We start from the raw sequence: 18,962 nt of genomic DNA on the forward strand, positions 1-18,962 counted from the left end.
CAGCCGGTCCGACGACGGAGCCGATGGGACGTACGACCTCATTGCCGGGCAACGTGCGAGGAGCGGCGAAGCGATGACGAGCATGTCCACCACGGCCACGGCGCGCCCGCCGCGGGCGACGATCGGGCTCAAGCTGGGCGTCATCTTTGTCGGCATCGCGGTGGTGTTCGGGGCCGTGTGCACGGTGGCGTACCTCTCCGTCGACTCCCTCGTCGAGAACACCGGCAAGGTCCGGCACACCTACGAGGTGCTGAGCCGGCTCGACGCGCTGAACTCCAGCCTCAAGGACGCCGAGACCGGCCAGCGCGGGTTCCTCATCACCGGCGAGGACTCCTACCTGGCGCCGTACACCCAGGCGCTGCAGGACCTCGCGGCCGAGCAGCAGGCCCTGCGCACGCTCACCGCCGACAACGCCCGCCAGCAGCAGCGCCTCGACCAGCTCGCCCCGCTCGTGACCGACAAGCTCAACGAGCTCAAGCAGACCATCGACCTGCGGCGGGCCTCCGGCTTCGACGCGGCCCAGAAGGTCGTGCTCACCAACGCGGGCAAGACCGTGATGGACCAGATCCGCACGATCACCACGGCGATGGGCGGCGAGGAGTCGAGCCTGCTGTCGGTGCGCGCCGCCGCGGCCAGCTCGGCCGAGAACCGGACGAAGACCTCGATCGTGGTCGGCGTACTCGTCCTGCTCATCGGCATGACGGTCGCCGGCGTGATGATCACGCGGCAGACCAGCCGGCGCGTGAACCGGGTGCGGGACACGATCGCGGCCCTCGCCGCCGGGAACCTGACCGCGACGTCGAACCTGTCCACCAACGACGAGTTCGGGCGGATGGGCCAGGACCTCGACACCGCGATGGCCTCGGTCCGCGCGACTGTGCAGGATCTGGCCGGTACCGCCGCCACCCTGACCTCGGCCGCGGCCGAGCTGTCGAAGGTCAGCGGCGATCTGAACCTCGGCGCGACCGAGGCCTCCGGCAAGGCGACCTCGGCCGCGCAGGCCGCCGACGAGGTGAACACCAACGTGCAGTCGGTCGCGGCCGGGGCCGAGCAGATGACCGCGTCGATCCAGGAGATCGCCACCACCTCCTCGCGGGCCGCGGAGGTCGCCAACCAGTCGCTGGAGATCGCTCGCGGCACCACCGAGCAGCTGACCACGCTCGGCCAGGCCAGCACGCAGATCGGCGAGGTCGTCCGGCTCATCACCTCGATCGCCGAGCAGACCAACCTGCTCGCGCTCAACGCCACCATCGAGGCGGCCCGGGCCGGCGACGCGGGCAAGGGCTTCGCCGTCGTGGCGAGCGAGGTCAAGGACCTGGCCCAGGAGACCGCCCGGGCCACCGAGGACATCACGAAGCGGATCGGCGCGATCCAGGCCGGCAGCGACGGGGCGAGCGCGGCGATGGTGCGCATCGAGGACGTGATCGGCCAGCTCACCGAGTTCAGCCACACGATCGCGGCCGCCGTCGAGGAGCAGTCGGCGACCACGAACGAGATGACCCGCTCGATCAACGACGCGGCCCGCGGCGCCGGCGAGGTGCAGGCGAACTTCTCGGGGGTGGCCGAGGTGACCACGGCGACCTCGGGCTCGGCCAAGCACAGCCAGCGCGCCGCCGACGACCTGGCCGGGCTGGCGGTGCGGCTCAACGGCATGGTCGCCAAGTTCACCTACTGAAAACCGAGGCAGCTGTGACCGATGTGACCACGGGGCCGTACGAGATGTCGCGCCCCGATCTCGCCGAGGCCCGCGAGTCCCTGCACCGCCTCTACGGCGCGGGAACCGAGCAGCTGTGGAGCGACCTGCTGCGCCAGGCCCAGCTCACCGGCCGGGAGACGGATCCGGCGGCGCTGGAGCGGCTGATCGCGGCGATGCTCGCCGCCGACCCCGTCACCGCGCTGTGCGGGCGCAGCCTGGCCATCCGCGCGGCGACGTTCGTGCGGCTCTCGGCCGTGCACGACCTGATCCGCGAGCGCGAGCGCGATCTCGACGCGTCGGCCGCGGTTCCGGGCGGCGGGCCGGGGTAACCCTGTGTGAGCAGGCACCGCAGAACGGGGGACGCAGATGGACCGGCACAGTGAGAAGATCGCCAACCTGGAGCGGATGCGCGGGCTGGCCGCGTACGACCTGTTCCATCCCGGCCTGGGCGAGCGCCTGCAGGCCATCTGCCGGCACAGCGCCGAGCGCCTGGGGATGCCCATCGCGGCCGTGCAGGCCGTGCTCGACACCGCGACCGCCACACTGGCCGCCACGGCGACGATCGGCGCCTCCGACGGCGAGCACCTGCTGGTCGCCACCGGCGGCGGGCCGAACGAGTTCGCGTTCTGCCCGCAGGTGGTCCTCGACGGCGCGCCGTTCATCGCCGAGGACCTCGCGCAGGACCCGGCCCACGGCGCGAACCCGATCGTGCGGGCGGGCCTGATCCGCTCGTACGCGGGGGTCCCGCTGCGGCTGCCGGCGGGCCACGTGCTCGGCTCCCACTGCGTGATGGGCGGGGACCCGCACGCGTTCACCGACGCCGACGTGGCCGACCTGACCGCGGCCGGCGACGAGGTGATGGCCGCGATCCGCGACTACGAGCTCGTGCGAGCCTGACCCGCCCGGCCCGGCCTTGCCGGCCTGACCCGCCCGCCCGCCCGCGTCCCGCCGCTGGCATGATCGCGTCGTGCCATTGTTCAAACGCCGTCCGCTGCCGCCCGTCCAGCGGCTCATGGCCGCCGCCGGGCTGCCCACCGCCGGCGGCGAGATCCCGGTGCCGGACGTCGTCATGGAGGTGCTGCGCCGCCAGGGCGGACGCATCGCTCCGGCGCTCGCCGCGGCCGAGGACCTGCTCGGCGGGGACGAGGTCGCCCAGCGCGAGGCGCTGCGCTTCATCGAGGGGCTGCAGAACGCCGCCTCGCACGGGTCCGCGGACCTGCTGAGCACCGACGAGCTGCTGCCGCTGCGCGGGCCGCGGACCATCGAGGCCTGGGCGGCGATCGAGCGGTTCTGGGCCGCCGTCGTCGCCTGGTGCGACGAGCAGGGACACGAGCTGGACTCCAGCGAGTCGCTGCGGGTCGTGCAGAACCCCAGGCTGCGCGAGATCCTGTGGCCCGGGTGCCGGAGCCTCCCCGACGGGCGGCGGGTCCAGCTCGCCGAAGTGCTGCGGTACGAGCTGGCGACGGGCGAGTCGATGGCCTGGCTCGGGCCGCACCCGGCCTGAGCCCGCGCGCGGGCCGTGCAAGAGTAGTCCGATGGAGCTTCAGCCGCTGCTCGCCGCCATCCCCAGCCCCGCGCGGGGCGTGTGGCACCTCGGCCCGGTGCCGATCCGCGCCTACGCGCTGTGCATCATCGCCGGGATCATCGTCGCCGTCTGGTTGACGCAGCGGCGGTGGGTGGCCTCCGGCGGCCGCCGCGAGGACGTCGTGGACGTCGCCATCTGGGCGGTTCCGTTCGGCATCGCCGGCGGGCGGATCTACCACGTCATCACGGACCCGGAGTTGTACTTCGCCGAGGGCCGCAGCCCCATCCGCGCGCTGTTCATCTGGGACGGCGGCCTCGGCATCTGGGGCGCCATCGCACTCGGCGCGGTCGGTGCCTGGATCGGCTGCCGGCGCCTCGGGATCTCGCTGCCGTCGTTCGCCGACGCCGCCGCGCCCGGAGTGGCCCTCGCGGAGGCGATCGGCCGGCTCGGGAACTACTTCAACCAGGAGCTCTACGGGCGTCCGACCAACCTGCCGTGGGCGCTGCACATCGACCCCGCGCACCGCCCGGCCGCGACCCGGGACATCGCCCTGTACCACCCGACGTTCCTGTACGAGGCGCTATGGTGCCTCGGCGTCGCCGCGCTCGTGATCTGGGCCGAGCGCCGCTTCCACCTCACGAACGGGCGCGCCTTCGCCCTGTGCGTGGCCGCGTACACGGTGGGCCGGGGGTGGGTCGAGATGCTCCGCGTCGACACCGTGAACCACATCCTGGGCCTGCGCCTGAACACCTTCACGAGCGCGATCGTCTTCATCGCCGCCGTCCTCGTGCTGTGGCACACCCGCCCCCGGGCCAAGGCGGAGCCCGACCTCGTCGGCGCCCAAAGGTCCGCAGGAGATTCAGGAAGCCCAGACCCAGAATGATCACGACCATGGCCGGCCGGGAACGGTCACGGCCTGAATATGTTCGCCATATGCGCGACCGCGGGGGCGACGATCGTGGTTCCGGTCGCATTCTGGGATAATTCTTGCCATGGGGCAGATGCAGTTGTTCAGCCCGCGGGAATTGGCTGCCATGCGCGATCGAACGAAAGCCAGGAATTGGTGGCCGGGGAAGGACGAGTTCCGGAAGGAAACGCAGCGACGGCGCGACTGGGGGCTGGTGAGACGGCATGCGGAGAAGCTGCGCCGCATCCACGGCCTCGCGGAACCCACACGGACCCCCGTAGAAGCTACCCCCGTCAACACACAGTCCGCCCCCGCCACAAACACCACCACACAACCGGCCGCCGCATTTCCCGAGGGCCGCGGCCGCGCAATTCCACCGACCCATTCCATCACCCGGGCGCATCCCGCAGAAGCGTGGCACCACCCGGCACCGAGGCGCGATCCGGAAAGCGACCGGGACGCCGCCGCCCGCGCACCCGTCCCATTGGCGACCGTCACTTGCCCCGGGCCGGGCAGGCGGGACAGTGGTCCGGTGATGCCTCCGATCGCCAGGCTCAAGGCGGCGCTCAACGGTGGCCGGGCGCCCGGCGAGCGCCCGGGCCTGCCTGCTTCCCCGCCGGGTTCGCCGACGCCGCGCAGCGCGCGGTCGTGGCCGGGGCCGAGGCCGTGCATCTGCGTCCGTGCGGCAACGCCGGGGTGGAGTCGCTGGCGGTGGCCGATGTGGGCGTGGCGGTCGGGGCCGAGGCCGTGCATCTGCGTCCGTGCGGCGATGCCGGGGTGGAGTCGCTGGTGGTGGCCGATGGGGGCGTGGCGGTCGCGGCCGTGCGCCGGACCTGCCCGGACACGCCGGGCGGGGTCACCGCGGGGCTCGACGAGGTCGGGGTGGCCGGCGAGGGTCCAGCGCGGCCAGGCCTGCTCTTCGGCCCGCCGGTGCCGCCCGAGCTCCTGCGCGATGCCTGCCAGCCGGTAGCCGCGGGGTCGGACCTGGTGCCCAAAGTAGTCGGCGGGCGCCGCCGGGGCGCGGGATGCTCTATGGTGACTCATCGTGTTCGATCCCTCGTACCAGCCGCAGCCCTGGGTCGTTCCGGCTCCGGTTCCGCCCGTCGAGGTCGTCGCCGAGCCCAAGCGGGCCGGGCTCGGGCGCCGGCTGCTCGGATGGTGGATCGACTACCTGATCGTCATGGTGCCCGGGCTGGCGCTCGTCGCGTTCGCGTTCTGGGAACTGGTGCGCGGGCTGCCCGAATACGTCGGCGGGGTCGCGGCCCAGGCCGGCGTCACCCGGCTGGTCGGGCTCGTCACGCACCGCGGCGCGGGCGAGGGCGGGCTGCGGGCGGTCGCCTCCGGCCGGTGGTTCGAGCTGGCGCTGCCGCTCATCCTGGCCGTGCTCGCGGTGCCGGTGCTGCAGTTCGCGTACCAGGGGTCGATGCTCGCCTGGCGGGGCGCGACGCTCGGCAAGGTGCTCGCCGACACCAAGGTGGGCGCGGCCGGCGCGGGCGGGCGGTTCGCGCTGCGGCGCGCGTTCGCCACGGCGCTGGTCGAGACCGGGCTGGTCGGGATCGGGCTGGCGCTGGCGGTGTACGGCGAATTCTCCTTCGGTGTCCTCGTGCTCGCCGTCGCCACGCTGGTGTGGTGGGTGAACCTGCTGCCCGCGTTCGGGCCCCGGCACCGCACGCTCGTCGACCGCGCGGCCGGCACGGTCGTGGTCCGGCGCGCCCTCTACGCGCAGGTCGCGGCCCGCACCGCCGAACTGGCCCGGCGCACCTCCGGCGCCGCGCTGGTCGCCGGTCAGCGGGCCTCCGGCGCGGCCCTGGTCGCCGGTCAGCGCGCCTCGGGCGCGGCGGTGGTCGCCGGTCAGCGCGCCTCGGGTGCGGCGGTGGTCGCCGGGCGCATGAGCGCGGACGCGGCGGCGGTCGCGGCTCAGGTCGCGGCGGAGGCGGCGGCCGCGGCCCGGCGCCGCAGCGCGGAGCACCTGCCGGAGGCGGCCCGGCGGACCACGGACGCGGCGGCGGCCGCGGCGCGCAAAACGGCGGCGGCGGCGGCGGACGCGGCGGCGGTCGCGGGGCAGGCGGCGCGGCAGGGCGCGGAGCGGCTCATCCAGACCGCGCCGGTGCAGCAGGCGCTCAACTCGAAGGTCGGCCAGCAGTCGCAGGCCCTCGGCGCGGCGGGGGCGAAACGGGCGCGGGAGCTCGGGGACCGCACGGCCGGGGTCGCGCGCAAGGTGGGCGGCCGGACGCAGCAGCTGTGGCAGGAGCGCCAGGCCGCCCGCGCCGCGGCGGCAGCCCCGACCCCGCCGCCCGACTCGACTCCGGCGCCTTCGGCGAACCCGGCCCCGGACCCGGCGTCCGCCTCGACCCCGGTCCCGCCGTCCGCTTCGACCCTGGACCCGCCGTTCGCTTCGACCCCGGACCCGCCGTCCGCTTCGACCCCGGTCCCGCCGTCCGCTTCGACCCCGGTCCCGGCGTCCGTCTCGACCCCGGACCCGGCTTCGCGACCGGCGCTGCCCGCTCCGGAGCCGCACCCGGCGACGCCGCTGTGGGCTCAGGCCGAGCCGCGGGATCAGCAGCCGGGGTAGGCGTCGGTCGTCCGGGCCCGTCGGAACAGCACGCCGAGCAGGTGCGCGTAACCGCGGGCATCGTCGATCGCGCGGTGGGTGTGCGCGATATCGCCGAACCATGCTGAAGGCAGGTTCTGCGGTGACACGTCGGCGACCGGGCGGCCCGTGACAGCTGCCGCATAGCTGCGAAGACACAGGCCGGGGCCGTTGAAAAGGACGTCCTCTTCGTAGGGACCCTGGACCAGGCCGTAGCGGGTGAAGCGTCGGAGGTAGTAGTCCATCCAACTGCCGTCGAAGGCGATCGGTGAGGCTGCGAACATGCGCGGTCCGGGCAGGTCGCGAACCCAGGCCGCGAACTGGTTCATCACCAGCTGCACGGGCTGCGGGTCGGTCGTCGCCGCGGCCCAGGCCTCGGGCTGGGTCTGAAACCACGCGTACGTGTCGGGGTTCGGGGCCGCACCCGGGAGAGGCTCGAGGACGGCTTCAAAGATGCCGCACTCCTCTCCGTTGGCGGTCACGGCGACGGAAGCGAACGACCGCATCGAGTTCGGACCTGGCCATGGGCCGTCGACCTCGATGTCCGTGACGACGTAAATCCACTCGTCCCGGCCGCCGGTCGTGTCAGTCAAGGCGAGGCTCCTCTCAGCACGTTCAAGGTCGCCGGAAAGTGTGCCATGTCGGCTTGGCTTGGTGATTGACGTACACGACTTTGTGAACGTTTCACGCCGAAAGGTTTTCGGCGCATGCGGGCTGACTTTGGTGGCGGTTAAGTCTTGGCACAAGTCGTCACAAGCATTGACTCGCGGCGATCGGTGCCGCCAGGGTTTTCGAAAAGGGTTTCGTCGATGTCTCCCATATGGGGCAATCGACGTTCGTCTCACCCTGGGAAGGGAGATCGCCTCATGCCCAGATCCGGACCCACACGGATCATCGTCGCCGTGGTCGCCGCCGTCGGCCTCGTCGTCACCGGAGTCCTCGCCGGCACCGCCTACGCCGGCGACCGGACCAGCCGGACCGCCGACCTCACGGCCGTGCCGGCCGACGAGCCCGCGAAGGGGCTTGTGTACAACGGCCTGCAGCGCCGCCCCGCCGGACCGTGCGGCGCCGGCCTGCTCGAGGTCAAGGGGACCAGCCCCGTCATGTGCACGCACGGCCCGGACGCGCCGCCGGCCGGGCTGCAGGTCAAGTCGAGCGTCCAGCCGCTGGCCGCGGCCGCGGCGTCCACCCAGGCGCTCGCCGTCTGCGAGGGCGACGGGACCAGCGGCAAGCGCGTCGAGGTCCTCTACGTCCACGGCTCGACCAGCCGCTACGCGCAGTACCTGGAGACGTTCCGCACCCTGGCCGAGGGCGTCGACACGATCTTCAACGAGAGCGCGAAGGAGACCGGCGGGGAGCGGCACGTGCGGTACGTGACCGAGACCGTCAACGGCGCCTGCCGGCCCGTGGTCCGCGACGTCAAGATCGCCGACTCTGCCCTGAACGCGAACGACTGGGCGCCGCTGCTCAACGCCGTCAAGGCGGCCGGGTACACCCGCACCGACCGCAAGTACCTGCAGTTCGTCGACGCCAACGTGTACTGCGGCATCGGCGGGCTCGCGGGCGACACCACGAAGAGCGACGCCAACCGGTCGAACACCGGCCCGGAGTACGCCCGCGCCGACAACGGCTGCTGGGTCGCCGGCGTGGCCGCGCACGAGCTCGGCCACACCCTCGGTGCCGTCAACAACAACGCGCCCAACGCGTCCGGCTTCGGCCACTGCGTCGACGAGTGGGACGTCATGTGCTACCAGGACGACCCGAGCGTCGTCATCCGCACGGTGTGCACCAACCGGTCCCACGACGACCGGCTGGACTGCAACCACGACGACTACTACAGCACCAACCCGCCGGCGGGCTCGTACCTGTCGAAGTACTACAACGTCGCCGACAACCTGTTCCTGATCAAGGGTGGCCAGTCCCAGCCCGGCAGCAACCTCGCGCGCTCGGCGACACCGTCGGCGTCGTACACCTCGCCGTGGGAGTCGGTGAACGCCATCAACGACGGGATCGACCCGCCCTCGTCCAACGACAGCGTGAACCCGCGCTGGGGGACGTGGCCCAACAGCGGGCAGCAGTGGGCCGAACTGCAGTGGACGGGCGCACAGACGCTCAAGCGGGCGCAGGTGTACCTGTTCGACGACAACCAGGGCATCGACGTGCCCTCGAGCTGGAAGCTGCAGTACTGGACCGGCAGCGCGTACGCCGACGTGCCCGGGGCGAGCGGCTACCCGGTCACCGCGAACGCGTACATCACGGTGACCTTCACCCAGGTCTCCACGACCCGCCTGCGGGTGCTGCTGCAGTCCAACGGCACCAGCTCGGTCGGCCTGCTCGAGGTGAAGGCCTACGCGAGCTGAGCCGAGCTGAGCCGCCGAGCGGAACCAGGGGCGGGCGCGGCGCTCTCCGGCCGCGCCCGTCTCAGGCGTCGGGGAGGTAGTCGTCCAGGTTCAGCTCGGCGTGGGCGAGGTGGCGGGCGAACCACTGCGCCGCCGCGCCCGCGACCTGGCCGAGCGTGCCTGGCTCGGAGAACAGGTGCGTCGCGCCCGGCACGACCCACAGCGCCGACTCGCCGCCGAGCTCGCGATCCGCGGCGCGGTTGAGCTCGAGGACCGCCTCGTCGCGTTCGCCGACGATCAGCAGTACCGGTGCCGTGACCTCGGGCAGGCGGGAACCGGCGAGATCGGGGCGGCCGCCGCGCGAGACCACCGCGCGCACCTGGCCGGGGCGCTCGGCCGCGGTCAGCAGGGCGGCGGCCGCGCCGGTGCTCGCGCCGAACAGCCCCAGCGGGAGCCGGCCCGGCACCGCCAGGCCGGCGACCCAGTCGGCGACGCCGGTGAGTCGCTCGGCGAGCAAGCCGATGTCGAAGCGGGCGTCGAGCGGCGACTCGTCCTCGTCCGCGGTGAGCAGGTCGGTCAGCACCGTGGCGAGCCCGACGCCGTTGAGGCGCTCGGCGACCATGCGGTTGCGCGGGCTCAGGCGCGAGCTGCCGCTGCCGTGTGCGAACAGCACCAGCCCGCGCGAGTCCGGCGGCACGGTCACGTCGGCGTCGAGCACGACCCCGGCGCACTGGATTGCAGTGCTCATGGGATTCCGCCTACCCGCCGGCCGACCGATCACGCATGGCCGCGCCCGGAGCGGGTAGAGGGTTCTGTACCGCCTGAGGAGGCCGCGATGCTGTTCGCCGACCGTACCGAGGCCGGGCGGGCCCTGGCCGTGGAGCTGCAGCGGCAGGGGCTGGCCGGCGATGAGCCGCTGGTGCTGGCGCTGCCCCGCGGTGGGGTACCCGTCGCCGTGCCGGTGGCCGAGCGCCTGGGCGCCGAGCTCGACATCGTCATCGTCCGCAAGATCGGGGCGCCCGGGCACGTGGAGTTCGGCGTCGGCGCGATGGCCGAGGACGGGCCGCCCGTGTTCGACGACACCGCCCTGCGCTACCTCGGCCTGACCGCCGCCGACCTTGCCCCGACCGTCGCCGCCGAGCGGGCCGAGCTGGACCGGCGGGTCGCGCGCTACCGCCGGCGGCGGCCGGCCCCGGCGGTCGCCGGCCGCCACGTGGTGCTCATCGACGACGGCCTGGCCACCGGGGTCACCGCCCACGCCGCCGTGCGCTGGCTCTCGGCGCGGCGCCCCGAGCGGATCGTCCTGGCCGTGCCCGTCTGCTCGGAGCAGGCCCGCGAGCGCCTCGCCGAGGCCGTGACCGTCGTCTGCCTGCACACGCCCGAGAACTTCGCCGCGGTTGGGCAGTGGTACACCGACTTCGCCCAGCTCACCGACGCCGACGTGGACGCGGCCCTGAGCCGGCACGCGCACACCTGAGCCGCACCCGGGCGCGGCCCCGCGGCGGCGCGCGGCGGCGGCAGCGGGCAAACCGGGTCGCGTGCGCGGCCCCGCGGCGGCGCGCGGCGGCGGGAGCGGGCAGACTGGTCGCATGCACGTCGAAGACAAGGTCGGCACCATCGGGCTCGTGCTGCATCCGCGCAAGCCGGTGGCCGACTCCATCGCGGCGATCCTCGCGGCCGCTGGTGACCATCCCGTCCGGGTCGTCGCGCGCGAACGGGACCGGGAGCGGCTGCCCGACGCCGTCGGTACCGTCGCCGACGACGCGTTCGTGGCGGACGTCGACGGGCTCATCGCGCTCGGCGGGGACGGCACGATCCTGGGCGCGATGCGGCTCGTCGTCGACCGGCCGGTGCCGATTCTCGGGGTCAACCACGGCAATCTCGGGTTCCTCGCCGAGGTCTCGCCGCCCGAGCTGCCCGCCGCGCTCGCCCGGCTCGCGGCCGGCGACTTCACCATCGAGCGGCACGCCGGGCTCGAGGCGAGCGCCGACGGGCAGGCGCTGGCGACCGGGTTCGGCTTCAACGACGTGGTCCTCGCGCGGGCGGTGCGCACCGGGGCCGTCTCCGTCGACCTGGCCGTGAACGACGTGCGGTACGGCTACTACAAGGCCGACGCCGTGGTCGTGGCGACGCCGACCGGCTCGACGGCCTACAACTACGCGGCCGGGGGCCCGGTGCTGTCGCCGTCCTCGGACGCCGTCGTCGTCACGCCGGTCGCCCCGATGGCGGGCATCAGCCGCGCGGTGGTTCTCGGCGCCGGCGACCGGGTGAGCCTGACCGTGGCCCCGGACAGCGCACCGATCGCGGTGGATGTCGACGGTACCGCCGCCGCCACCCTCGGCCCCGGCGACCGCATCACCACGACCCTGCGCCGCGCCGCGGCCGAGATCGTGCGCTTCTCCGCCGCCGAGCACGCCAGCCGCAGCCGGGTCAAGCTCAGCCTGCTGGATCTGCCCCTGCGCCCCGACCAGCTCCTGGAACTCATCCCCCCGGCCGTGCGCCAGCGGGCCCACGACGCTCTCACCAGCGGTGATACAGAACGCTGACAGCCGGACAGTGTCCCGTTGCTGACGGCCGGTCACGAATCGGTCAACATAATTGGAGGGCATGTCCGACAATCAGCGACACGCCATCGTGCTCGGGGGCAGCATCGCGGGGCTCACCGCCGCCCGCGCCCTGCTCGACTCCTTCGAGCGCGTCACCGTTTTCGACCGTGACACCCTGCCCGACGGCCCCGAGCCGCGCCGCGGCGTCCCCCAGGCCGAGCACGCCCACGGTCTCCTCGCGCACGGCCGGCAGGTGATCGAGGGGCTCTTCCCCGGGATCGTCGACGAGCTCGCCGAGCACGGCGCGGTTCCGCTCGACCTGCAGCGCGACGGCGTCTGGGTCTTCGGCGACCGGCCCGCACCCCGCGCCGTCTCCGGGCTCGCCGGGCTCTGCGTCAGCCGGGCCCTGCTCGAGTCCGTGCTGCGGCGGCGGGTCGCGGCGCTGCCCGGCGTCGTCGTGCTCGACGGCCACGAGGCCACCGGCCTGCTCTTCGACGGCACCCGGGTCACCGGCGCGACCGTCCGGCCCGCGCACGGCGCCGAGCACGAGGTCCACGCCGATCTCGTCGTCGACGCCACCGGGCGCGGCAACCGGGGCGTGACCTGGCTCGCCGCGCTGGGCTTCGAGCGGCCGGCCGAGGAGCGCATCGACGCCGGCACGGTGTACGTCTCCCGCGAGTACCGCCGCGTGCCCGGGCGCGAGGACTTCGCGGCGATCCTGAACGCGCCCGGCGGGCCCGCGCGGCCCTACGGCGGCATCGCCCTCGGCGTCGACGGCGACCGGTGGATGGTCACGCTGCTCGGCGTCGGTGCCGAGCAGGCCCCGCCCACCGACCCCGACGAGTTCCTCGGGTTCGCGGCCAAGCTGCCCGACCCGCGGCTGCACCGGCTCCTGGCCGCGTCGGAGCCGCTGGGCGACCCGGTGCGGCTGCGGCTGCCCGGCAGCGTGCGGCGGTACTACGAGCGGATGACCCGGCTGCCCGAGCGGTTCGTGTCGATCGGGGACGCGGTGTGCGCGTTCAACCCGGCGTACGGCCAGGGGATGACGGTCGCCGTCGCGCAGGCCCGCGCGCTCGGGCTCGCGGCCCGCGACGGCATCGACGGCCTGCCGCGGCGCTTCTACGCGCGGGCGGGGCGGATCGTCGACGTCCCCTGGGACATGTCGGCCGGCGGGGACCTCGCCTACCCGGACGTGGAGGGGCCGCGGACGCGGCGGATGGAGATGCTGAACGCGTACGTCGCCCGGGTCCAGCGCGCGACCGGCGTCGACGCGGCCGTGGCCCGGCGCTTCCTCGAGGTCTCGAACCTCATCCGCCCGCCGCAGTCGCTGCTGACCCCGGCCATGATCGCGCGTGTGCTGCTGGCTCAGCGCGCCAGCAAGGCCCAGAGCGCGACGAGCGCGAGCAGCAGGGCGACCGCCGCGATCGGCCAGTAGTTGCGGGAGACGTCGGCTTCGGGTGCCGGCTCGGGCTCAGGGGCTCGGACCGGCACCGGAGACGTCTCCACGGGCGGCGGGGGTGCCGGTACCGGGATCGGGATCGGGATGGGCATCGGCGCCTGGGCGGGGACCGGGCCCGCCTCCTGGGCGCGTCTGATCAGGCGCGCCACGCGCTCGCTGGCGGCGCGCAGCCGGGCCGCCTCCTTGCCGGTCAGCTTCCGGCCCGCGATGATGCCGCAGGCCTGGGCGACGGCGACGACCAGCACCGGGTTGCCGACCAGCTCGCGGTGCCCGGTGAACAGCGCGGCGATCATGTTCCGGTCGACCCGCAGGCCCGGCGCGAGGCGGTGCGAGCGGATGACCTCGGCCAGGTAACGGCGGGCGCTCTTGCTGCGCCGCTTCGGCAGGTCCCGGCCCCGCGGGCGCTTGCGGCTGCTGCGGTGCTCGGCCCGGGCGACCAGGGCGCTCAGGGCGGCCACGAGGGACTCGACGGCCTCGTCGGCTTCCTGCCACCGCCGCGTTACAGCATCCGACAACCCCCGTGCCCCCTTTCCCGGATCAACCTTCCAGATTCGGGGGCGTATCGCCAATCGGCAGCCACATCAGGGTGGCGGGGTAGAGGGCCTCGGCGGTGGTGAGGGCGTCCTGCGCGGAGCCGAACACGGCCACCTCGATGCGCCCGTCGGCCAGGAACCAGCTCGTCACCGCGTGCCCGGCCAGCTCGTGCCCCCAGGCGACGACCGATACGTGGCCGTCGTCCTCGGGATCGGCGACGATGCCGAACAGCCGCGGCGCCTTGTCCAGCACGGTCACGCTCACAACCCCTGTTCGTCTCGGCAAGATGCACATGCAAATGCAGAGTACGACGGGAAAAGGCGCGTTGCCCGCCGCGCGGGCGGGACGCGGCGCGCTGGAGTAATGCGTGTCCCTCTCACGTGTCGGCGTATCAGTAATCGCGCCTCCCCGGCTGCGCGCGAGTCAACTTGGCTGCGGAGGGTATCGATGGGTGCATGGCAGAGAGCGAGAGCAGCAGCACCAGGACCGTCGTCGTGGCCGCGGGCGCGAACCTGGCGATCGCGGTGGCGAAGGCGGTGGCGGCGCTCCTCACCGGGTCGGCCGCCCTGTGGGCCGAGACCATGCACTCGGCCGCCGACACCGGCAACGAGGTGCTGCTGTGGCTCGGTCTGCGCCGCTCCAGGCGCGAGCCCGACCGCCGGCACCCGTTCGGCTACGGGCAGGAGCGGTACTTCTGGGCGTTCCTGGCCGCCCTCGGGATCTTCCTCGTGGGCGGGATCCTGTCGATCGCCGAAGGCGTGCGCAGCTGGCTCGTGCCGGAGCCGCTGCAGAGTCCGTGGATCGGCATCGGGGTGCTCGTCGTGTCGGCGGGGTTCGAGGGGTACAGCTGGCTGACCGCACGCCGCCAGCTGCGCTCGGACGCGAAGGCCCGCCGCCGCTCGGTCCGCGATCACCTGAAGCGCGCGTCCGACCCGAGCGCCACGACCGTCTACCTCGAGGACTCCGCCGCGCTCATCGGCATCGCCCTGGCCCTGATCGCGCTGGTGCTGCACATGGTGACCGGCTGGGCCTGGTGGGACCCGGCGGCGAGCATGGCCATCGGCGTGCTGCTCGCGGTGGTGGCGTGGCTGCTCGCCCGCCGCTCGAAGGCGCTGCTCATCGACGCCGCCGCGCCCGACGACGTGATGGAGACCCTGCGCGACGAGATCGGGCCGCAGCCGTGGATTCACGAGGTGCGTGAGCTTCGGGCCGTGTACGTGGGCCCGTCCCAGCTGCTCGTCACCGTCAACGTCGAGCCGTGCCCGGACGTGCGCGCCCGCCCCGGCGCCGAGCTCGTCGACCACGTCACCGACCTGCGCTCCCGGCTCCTGCGCAACCCGGCCGTCGCCGACGCCGTGATCACCGTCGTGTGACCGCCGCGTGGTATCTCTAGCGGATGCCGCAGACGGTCCTCTATCTCGTGCTGCTCATGACCGCCGGCGCGGCGGGCGCCGGCCTGGCCGCCGGTCGGCGTCTCCCGCCCGCGACCGCCGTGCTGTTCGGGCTGGTCGCCGTCGTCTCCGGGCTGCAGCTGACGGTGGCGCCGGGCCTGTTCGAGGCGCTGCGCCGCGACCGGTCCGCGATCGCGCACGGCGAGGTGTGGCGGCTCGTGACGTCGTGCTTCGTCCAGGACGGCGGCTGGCCGGGCACGATTTTCAACCTGCTCGCCCTGGCCGTGCTCGGCACGATGGCCGAGCGGCTCTGGGGCACGGCCCGGTGGCTGCTGCTGGCCCTCGTGGTGCAGGTGCTCGGCGGCCTGTGGGGCCTGGTCGTCCAGCCGGTCGGCGGTGGCACCTCGCTGGTCGACTTCGGCCTGGCCGCGTCCCTGGCCGTCGGGGCCCTGACGCTCGGATCGGGCCACCGGCCGCGCGTGGCCGCCGCCGTGACGCTGCTCGCCGCGCTGGCCCTGCTGGTGCTGGGCGACATCCACGGCGGCGCGGCGACGGCCGGAGCCGCGGGCGGCGCGCTGCTCGCCCTCGAACGCCGCCGCGCTACGCTACCCCGATGGCCGAGATCACCGGGGCGTTCGAGATCCATGTGACCGTCGAGGCGCGGCACGGCGCGGATCTCGCCCGGTTCGCCGAGCGGTACGACGTCAAGTTCGTCCACATTGTCCTGGACCGCGGCCAGAACTCGTCCCAGCCGATGCTCAGCCTGCCCGCGCAGGGCACCCTCGCCCAGGCCCGGAAGACGGCCGCCGAGTGGCAGGAGCGGTTGCGCGAGCGCGGGCTCGTCGCGGCCCGGCTGAAGATCGAGGCGGCGCCGTGGTGCGACGGGCTGCCGCGGACCGAGGACGAGGCCGCCGGGGAGCCCTCGGGGCGCTACTTCGAGCACCACGTGAAGCTCGCCCTGCCGGCCGCGCCGGTCGCGGCCATGCAGACGGCCGCCGAGGTCGGCGCGGCCCACGACGCCCGCCTGTCGCGCAACGCACGCCGCCGCCACGACGGCGGAGGGCAGGAGCGGTTCCTCACCCAGCGCTGCCACCACGTCGGGCTGGACACCGCGACGCAGCGGCTCGAGCGGCTCACCGCCGCGCTGCGCGACGCGGGCCTCGACGTGGTCGAGGTCGAGCAGGAGTACGTCGTCGAAGACTCCAACCTCGGCCACGACCGCGGCTGGATCACGCGCCGGCCCGAGTCGGGGCGCAACCACGCCCGCGAGGCCATGATGCGCTCCGCGCCGGCCGGCTCCGCGGACTACCCGCCCACGTACCTGCCGGTGCCGGAGGACGAGTCGGTGCGGCAGACCGCGGCGTTCGACCCGGCCGTGCAACAGTACCCGAACGCCTACCGGGCCGGTGAGCCCGCCTTCGCCGACGAGGGCACCGGCCGGCGGTGGCGGCGGGCTCGCCGCGCCGCTCTCGAACACGCCCTCGGCGCGATCGCCCGCAGCCGCTGGGCCGGCCACCTCGTGCTGCGCGGCAGCGTCACGATGGCCGCGTGGGTCGGCGACGCCGCGCGCGACCCCGGCGACCTCGACTTCGTCGTCACGCCGCACACCATCACCAGCGGCAGCGATCAGGCGCGGGAACTGCTCGACGGCATCACCGCCGCGCTCGCCGCCGAACCCGGCGCCGGCCTGCGCCCCGACCGCGTCGTGCACTCCGAGATCTGGACCTACGAGCGCGCCGACGGCCGCCGCCTCGCCGTACCGTTCGCCATCGGCGACGGCGGCCCCAGCGGCAGCATCCAGATCGACGTGGTCTTCGGCGAGCCGCTGCCGCTGCCGCCCGAGCCGATGTCGCTGCCCGGCATCGACCGCCCGGTGCTGGCCGCGCCGCTCGGGCTCGCCCTGGCGTGGAAGCTGCTGTGGCTGGCCACCGACGCCTACCCGCAGGGCAAGGACCTCTACGACGCGGTGCTGCTGGCCGAGCTCGCCGCACCCGATCTGCCCTTCGTCCGCGACCTGCTGCGCCCCGAGCTGGGCGCCGAGGCCGACACCTTCTGCGCCGAGAGCGTGCTGGCACTGACCGTCGACTGGCCGAACTTCACGGACGAATATCCCTGGGCCGGCGGTACCGCTGAGCCGTGGCGCTGGCGCCTCGCGCTCGCGCTGGAGCGCGCCTGGGGGCTTCAGGCCTGACGGGTCCCGCTGCCTGATCGCGGCCGACGTGCTGGGATGGATGGGTGCCGGCCACGGACAGGAAGGACGATCCCATGATCGAGCTGAACGCGGAGCACGCCCGGCGAGCGATCGTCGAACACACGCGACGCCTCGCGGAGTCGGCCGCCGCGGCCGGGCCTGACGCCGCCGTGCCGACGACCCCCGGGTGGACCATCGCCGACCTGGTCGAGCACGTGGGCCAGACCCAGCACTGGGTCGCGGAGATCATCGAGCGGCGCATCACCGACCCCACGCAGCTGCCCACGGAGGTTGCCGCACTGCCGGCCGACCCCGGCGAGTGGCCGGCGTGGCTGTCGGAGTCCGCGCAGCGGGTGGCGAGCGCGTGCTCCGACGACGCGCTCGACGCGCCGGTGTTCAACGCCGCGGGGGACGAGCGGACCGGGGCGCGGTTCTGGATGTCCAGCGTCCTCAACGAGTCGGTCGTGCACGGCTTCGACGCCGACAGCGCGGCGGACCGGCCGGCCGACATCGACGCCGGCATCGCGGCCGCGCTCATCGGCAACCACCTCGCGATGCTCACCTCCCCGACGTGGGCGATGCAGCGGTCCGAGTCCGCGCACGCCATCCGGGGCACCGGGCAGACCCTGCAGTGGCTGGCCACCGACGTCGACGGCGACGCGGGCGCGTGGTTCGTCGATCGGCGGCCCGACGGTGCGGCATGGCACCGCGGGACCCGGCCGGCCGATGTGACGGTGACGGGCCCGGCCCAGTCGCTGCTGCTGATCCTGACCCGGCGGCTCCCGCTCGCCGACCGTGAAGCCACCGGCGTCACCGTCGAAGGCGACGCCGACCTCGCCCGGCAGTGGCTCGACAACACCGCCCACGTCAGCAACTGACCGGCACCGAGGCCTGTCGCCGCTTGTGCGATCATGTGCGTGTGCGTCGGGCCTTCATTGCGGCATTGGTACTGCTCAGCTTGGCCGGATGCGACGGTGCCGAACCCGCGGGCACGTCTCCCGCGGCCGCCGCGTCGGCATCGCCGTCGAAGCTTGCCCTGCCGGCTGTGGGCATGTGTCACACGGGTCAGTCGCTGGACATGTACGACTACCGCGCGGTCACGCTCAACCCGATCGACTGCGCCAAGGAGCACCAGGCCGAGATCGTCCGCGTCGGCCGCCTCACGACACCGCCGGAGAACAAGACGCGTGAGGTCTACGGCGACTGCGACACGGCCGCCCGGGAGTACGTCGGCGGCGACTGGCACGAGGGCCGGCTGGGCCTCGCGGTCATCGTCCCGTCGACGGAGGAGTGGAACGCGGGCGCGCGCGAGTACCGCTGCGCGCTGTTCGAGTTCTCCGCCGACGAGTTCACCTCCCGGCAGCGCACCGGCAGCCTGAAGGACGGCCTGCGCGGCACTCGCCCGCTGGCGCTGGCGTGCGTGGACGTGCTCGCGATCCCGGACGGGCAAGGGTGGTACAAGAGCATCGACCGTCTGGTGCCGATCGACTGCACCCAGCCCCACAACGGCGAGTACGTCGGGCTGTACGTCGGCCGCGACATTCCGTACCCGGGCATGACCAAGCTGGTCGACGAGGTGACGCAGGCCTGCGACACGAAGGCCGGGCAGTTCCTGGGCGAGTCGAAGGCGAAGTTCGAGAGCCGCTCCGACCTGCGTGTCGTCCCGACGGGCGGCAATCCGGACCGCTGGGACCTCGGCGATCGCACGGTCCACTGCTACGTCGTGACCCGCCCGGACAACCGCGTGACGAAGTCCCTGAAGGGCAGCCCCTGATCCGCGCCCG

At 73.7% G+C, this 18,962-nt stretch carries 19 protein-coding genes; 15 read left to right on the top strand and 4 right to left on the bottom strand.

The genetic code is table 11. The features are described 5' to 3' along the window. Positions 1-73: 73 nt before the first annotated feature. The 6 genes from ABT369_RS50870 (at position 74) to ABT369_RS50895 (ending at position 6,700) form a co-directional block, all read left to right on the top strand. A complete protein-coding gene (locus ABT369_RS50870) occupies positions 74-1,675 on the top strand; it encodes a methyl-accepting chemotaxis protein (RefSeq protein ID WP_350624684.1) in 1,602 nt (533 codons plus the stop codon). 14 nt (positions 1,676-1,689) lie between these two features. After that, positions 1,690-2,025 carry a hypothetical protein gene (locus ABT369_RS50875; RefSeq protein ID WP_350624685.1) on the top strand — a complete coding sequence of 112 codons (336 nt, stop codon included), beginning with the start codon at positions 1,690-1,692 and terminating at the stop codon, positions 2,023-2,025. 37 nt (positions 2,026-2,062) lie between these two features. Next, positions 2,063-2,593 (top strand): GAF domain-containing protein, encoded by a 531-nt coding sequence (locus tag ABT369_RS50880; RefSeq protein ID WP_350624686.1) that lies wholly within the window; start codon positions 2,063-2,065, stop codon positions 2,591-2,593. Positions 2,594-2,663: 70 nt separating this feature from the next. Next, on the top strand, positions 2,664-3,200 hold the full coding sequence (locus ABT369_RS50885) for a hypothetical protein (RefSeq protein WP_350624687.1): 537 nt from the start codon (positions 2,664-2,666) through the stop codon (positions 3,198-3,200). 31 nt (positions 3,201-3,231) lie between these two features. Continuing rightward, positions 3,232-4,104: a prolipoprotein diacylglyceryl transferase gene (lgt, locus tag ABT369_RS50890; protein ID WP_502891933.1), complete on the top strand. Its 873-nt coding sequence runs from the start codon at positions 3,232-3,234 to the stop codon at positions 4,102-4,104. 1,069 nt (positions 4,105-5,173) lie between these two features. After that, positions 5,174-6,700, top strand: coding sequence for an RDD family protein (locus tag ABT369_RS50895; RefSeq protein WP_350624688.1), 1,527 nt, complete (start codon positions 5,174-5,176; stop codon positions 6,698-6,700). Here ABT369_RS50895 and ABT369_RS50900 read toward each other — a convergent pair. Then, positions 6,685-7,311, bottom strand: a complete 627-nt coding sequence (locus ABT369_RS50900; RefSeq protein ID WP_350624689.1) for a 3'-5' exonuclease family protein — start codon at positions 7,309-7,311, stop codon at positions 6,685-6,687. The genes ABT369_RS50895 and ABT369_RS50900 overlap by 16 nt on opposite strands. Positions 7,312-7,584: 273 nt before the next feature. On the opposite strand from ABT369_RS50900, the gene ABT369_RS50905 reads away from it, so the two are divergent. Further along, positions 7,585-9,078 (top strand): DUF7402 domain-containing protein, encoded by a 1,494-nt coding sequence (locus ABT369_RS50905; RefSeq protein WP_350624690.1) that lies wholly within the window; start codon positions 7,585-7,587, stop codon positions 9,076-9,078. Between the two features lie 61 nt (positions 9,079-9,139). Here the strand turns inward: ABT369_RS50905 and ABT369_RS50910 are convergent, their stop codons facing one another. Then, positions 9,140-9,805, bottom strand: coding sequence for a dienelactone hydrolase family protein (locus ABT369_RS50910; RefSeq protein ID WP_350624691.1), 666 nt, complete (start codon positions 9,803-9,805; stop codon positions 9,140-9,142). Between the two features lie 87 nt (positions 9,806-9,892). Here ABT369_RS50910 and ABT369_RS50915 point away from each other — a divergent pair, with 87 nt between their 5' ends. The 3 genes from ABT369_RS50915 to ABT369_RS50925 all read left to right on the top strand — a co-directional run bounded on the left by ABT369_RS50915 (position 9,893) and on the right by ABT369_RS50925 (position 13,038). Then, positions 9,893-10,534: a phosphoribosyltransferase gene (locus tag ABT369_RS50915; protein ID WP_350624692.1), complete on the top strand. Its 642-nt coding sequence runs from the start codon at positions 9,893-9,895 to the stop codon at positions 10,532-10,534. A gap of 112 nt (positions 10,535-10,646) precedes the next feature. Beyond that, positions 10,647-11,603 (top strand): NAD(+)/NADH kinase, encoded by a 957-nt coding sequence (locus ABT369_RS50920; protein ID WP_350624693.1) that lies wholly within the window; start codon positions 10,647-10,649, stop codon positions 11,601-11,603. A gap of 61 nt (positions 11,604-11,664) precedes the next feature. Then, on the top strand, positions 11,665-13,038 hold the full coding sequence (locus ABT369_RS50925) for an NAD(P)/FAD-dependent oxidoreductase (RefSeq protein ID WP_350624694.1): 1,374 nt from the start codon (positions 11,665-11,667) through the stop codon (positions 13,036-13,038). Here ABT369_RS50925 and ABT369_RS50930 read toward each other — a convergent pair. Further along, positions 12,969-13,577: a hypothetical protein gene (locus tag ABT369_RS50930; RefSeq protein WP_350624695.1), complete on the bottom strand. Its 609-nt coding sequence runs from the start codon at positions 13,575-13,577 to the stop codon at positions 12,969-12,971. The two genes, ABT369_RS50925 and ABT369_RS50930, sit on opposite strands and share 70 nt — an antisense overlap. A gap of 22 nt (positions 13,578-13,599) precedes the next feature. Then, a complete protein-coding gene (locus ABT369_RS50935) occupies positions 13,600-13,854 on the bottom strand; it encodes a hypothetical protein (RefSeq protein ID WP_350624696.1) in 255 nt (84 codons plus the stop codon). A 197-nt stretch (positions 13,855-14,051) separates the two neighbouring features. On the opposite strand from ABT369_RS50935, the gene ABT369_RS50940 reads away from it, so the two are divergent. From ABT369_RS50940 to ABT369_RS50960, 5 genes are all read left to right on the top strand, one after another. Further along, on the top strand, positions 14,052-14,969 hold the full coding sequence (locus ABT369_RS50940) for a cation diffusion facilitator family transporter (protein WP_350624697.1): 918 nt from the start codon (positions 14,052-14,054) through the stop codon (positions 14,967-14,969). Positions 14,970-14,992: 23 nt separating this feature from the next. Next, positions 14,993-15,637, top strand: coding sequence for a rhomboid family intramembrane serine protease (locus ABT369_RS50945; protein ID WP_350624698.1), 645 nt, complete (start codon positions 14,993-14,995; stop codon positions 15,635-15,637). Next, complete coding sequence (locus ABT369_RS50950; protein WP_350624699.1) at positions 15,601-17,178, top strand: nucleotidyl transferase AbiEii/AbiGii toxin family protein; 1,578 nt, start codon at positions 15,601-15,603, stop codon at positions 17,176-17,178. The genes ABT369_RS50945 and ABT369_RS50950 overlap by 37 nt, the downstream gene beginning before the upstream one ends. A 74-nt stretch (positions 17,179-17,252) precedes the next feature. Continuing rightward, positions 17,253-18,056 carry a maleylpyruvate isomerase family mycothiol-dependent enzyme gene (locus ABT369_RS50955; RefSeq protein ID WP_350624700.1) on the top strand — a complete coding sequence of 268 codons (804 nt, stop codon included), beginning with the start codon at positions 17,253-17,255 and terminating at the stop codon, positions 18,054-18,056. 173 nt (positions 18,057-18,229) lie between these two features. Continuing rightward, positions 18,230-18,952, top strand: coding sequence for a septum formation family protein (locus tag ABT369_RS50960; protein WP_350624701.1), 723 nt, complete (start codon positions 18,230-18,232; stop codon positions 18,950-18,952). Positions 18,953-18,962 lie beyond the last annotated feature (10 nt).

This window comes from Dactylosporangium sp. NPDC000244, assembly GCF_040300725.1.
Classification (GTDB): domain Bacteria; phylum Actinomycetota; class Actinomycetes; order Mycobacteriales; family Micromonosporaceae; genus Dactylosporangium.